Genomic DNA, 2727 nt, shown 5'->3' on the forward strand with positions numbered 1-2727 from the left:
CCGCCGCGACCCATGATGTCGCCGGCGCGGCCCGCTGCGACCAGGAAGACGCCGAAGGTCAGCGCGTATCCGGACAGCACCCATTGGATGTCCGACTCGGTGGCGTGCAGTCCCGTCTGGATGGTCGGCAGCGCCACGTTGATGATGCTCACGCCCACCAGCGACATGAAGATGGCGGTGAGGAGCACCCACAGCACGCGCCACCGCACGGCCTCCGGCAGTGACGCGTCGTCGTCCGAATCGGGGTCGGGCCGATCGGGACGGTCGGTGGGGTGCACGGTGCGATCCTCCTGCGGGCTCGGATGGTGGCTCGTCGTCGAGCCTAGTGATGCTCCGGTCCGTTTCCCGTCCGATCGACTCAGACCGGGATTGTCGTGTTCTTTCCGGTCGTCCGTTCCGAATCTGCCGGAGTTGCGAAAGATGCGACTACCAGGCGAAATGCGATCGCTGAGACCGGCCGATGCACGTCCTGATCGAGCGTAGCGTCAGCAGCGAGGACACCCCCAGATCCTCACCAAGGAGGTTCGTCATGAACAAGCGTGCATTCCGTCTCCTACCTGCCGCGGGCCTGGCCGCAGCGGCGGTCGTCGCCGCGACCGTTGCGCCGGCGAACGCCGCGGAACCCGCCTCGCTGTCGATCGACGGCGATCTAGAGATCGCGCCCGGCGTGCATCTGCTGCACATCGACGCACACGGCAGCACCACCAAGGACGGCAAGACGTCCGGCACCTACACCGCGACGCTGATGAACGGGCGGTCGAAGGTGCCGTTCCAGATCAAGGGCCCGGTCACCTGCATCGACACCCGTGGTGATTCCGCGGCGCTGGTCTACCCGATCTCGGCCACGGCGCCCAACCTGGTGCCGGCGCCGCTCAAGGATGTGCTCGCGGTGCAGATCTCGGTCCGGAAGGCCTCCACCGACCGCGTCGGCGTCATGGGTCCGGCCCCGACGTCGTCGTTCACCGGCTGCGCGCCCGCGGCGACCCCGTTCCGCTTCGACGGGGACATCGCGATCACGTAGCTCACCGGCACCCCGATCTCACCGGACCCCGGCCTCGATCAGCGCCGCTTGATCGGCGAGCGCGATCGCCAGACCGCCCGCGGTGGTCGGATGCAGCGGCGCGTTGCCGTCGATCGGCTGGACGAACGGATCCGGCGCGCACAGACCGTGCCCGGCGAACGACGGCGTCGCGGTCGGGAACGACGCCGCGTCGGCGCCCTGCTTGAGGACGGTGTTCATCGCATCGAGCCACCCGTGCAAGATCTTGCTCTTCTCGTCGGTGATCCCGAGGTCGCGGACGCAGTCGCTGTTGCCGGGCAGCGGGTCGTAGTAGGTGTTGATGACGACGGTCGGCGGGTTCGGCAACGACCGCAGTCGGGTCAGGAGCACCAGGTAGTCGCGGGTGAACGTCTCGAGCTGCTGCTTGAAGTATGCGTCGGACGCCTTACCGCCGCAGTCCGGGAAAGCCGCGCACAGCGCCACCATCCGCGACCACCCGACGTCGTTGGCACCGACGCTGATCACCAGGGCGCTCGGTGCTGCCCCGAGGGCCGCGGGCAGTTGCGGCGGCAGCAGCGAACCGCCCCGTTCCTGTTCGCCGAGCAGCCCCGCGCGGATGGTCGCGCTGCTGCACGCCAGGTTCGCGACCTGCCAGTCCGACGCACGGTCGAGGGCGACGGCGAACGAACCGCTGGTCCGCTCGCACGCGGTGTCTTGCGGTGTCGGGTTCGCCAACGGCGGGTTGCCGATGCCGGCTGCGGTCGAATCGCCGATGACGATCACCGTGCCCGACTTGGCTGGCGGCACGTTCTTCGGCACCTCGCCGGGGACGGTCGCCGCGCCGACCAACGCTTCGATCGAGCCGATCGCGCGGAGTTGGTCGGAGGCGCTGAACGCGGTCGAGACCACCGCTCCCACGTTGGCGGCCGCAGCCACCACCACGCCGATCAGCACCAGCGTGATCGACGCCCGCCCGGATCGTCGCTGCCACCCGGCGATCGCCCCCATCAGCAGCAACGACACTGCGACCACGATCAGCACCTGGACGATCAAATAGCGACGCCAGCCGTCGACCAGCGCATTCTGCAATTCGTCCTGCGCGGCCCGCCGGGTGGCGTCGTCGCCGGTCGGATCCACCAGCTCGCCGAGAGCCCCCGACAACTCCAGCTGGGTCAGCTCCAGGCGCGGTCGGATCGGGCCCGGGAAATCGATCATGGTGTCGAGATGCTGCCCGAACACATCCACCTCGCCCGGCCCGCTCCACGACAGCGACGGGGCCGCCGCACCCACCCGTACCGTCTGCCCGACGGCGTGCACCGACTGCATCGGGGTGAGCCACAGTGAGACTGCGATTGCGATGACCGCGACCATCACGATCGCGACGACGTCGACGATCCGCTTCCTCATGCCTTCGAGCATGGCACGACCTTCCGACATCGCGTCGGGTCCGAGCTACCACTTCTCCCGGCCGGACGCACGGACTCGCACTGTTTGTGACAGAGTTCTTGTGTGGCTCTTCCTCATGACGACATCGACCCTGACGGCCTGCTCGAGTACTCGGTGGTGTTCACCGATCGCTCGCTGAATCACATGTCCAAGCGATTCATCGGCGTAATGCAGGAGCTTCTCGGCATCCTGCGCGAGACCTACAACGCAGGCAGCGTGGCCGTCGTGCCCGGCGGCGGCACCTACGGCATGGAGTCGGTGGCCCGACAGCTCGCCACCGG

3 protein-coding genes and 1 pseudogene are annotated in these 2727 nt (G+C 68.2%); 2 read left to right on the forward strand and 2 right to left on the reverse strand.

Annotated elements, in window-relative coordinates:
- A partial coding sequence (locus GX543_RS06180; protein ID WP_290850607.1) for an MFS transporter occupies positions 1 to 209 on the reverse strand: 209 nt, incomplete at its 3' end.
- A 320-nt stretch (positions 210 to 529) separates the two neighbouring features.
- Here GX543_RS06180 and GX543_RS06185 point away from each other — a divergent pair.
- Positions 530 to 1021 carry a hypothetical protein gene (locus GX543_RS06185; protein ID WP_290850604.1) on the forward strand — a complete coding sequence of 164 codons (492 nt, stop codon included), beginning with the start codon at positions 530 to 532 and terminating at the stop codon, positions 1019 to 1021.
- A gap of 18 nt (positions 1022 to 1039) precedes the next feature.
- Here the strand turns inward: GX543_RS06185 and GX543_RS06190 are convergent, their stop codons facing one another.
- Complete coding sequence (locus GX543_RS06190) at positions 1040 to 2407, reverse strand: GDSL-type esterase/lipase family protein (RefSeq protein ID WP_290850606.1); 1368 nt, start codon at positions 2405 to 2407, stop codon at positions 1040 to 1042.
- 102 nt (positions 2408 to 2509) lie between these two features.
- On the opposite strand from GX543_RS06190, the pseudogene GX543_RS06195 reads away from it, so the two are divergent.
- A pseudogene (locus GX543_RS06195) lies at positions 2510 to 2727 on the forward strand (alanine--glyoxylate aminotransferase family protein); the annotation flags it as partial.

Source organism: Gordonia sp. (in: high G+C Gram-positive bacteria), from assembly GCF_012515855.1.
Lineage (GTDB): Bacteria > Actinomycetota > Actinomycetes > Mycobacteriales > Mycobacteriaceae > Gordonia.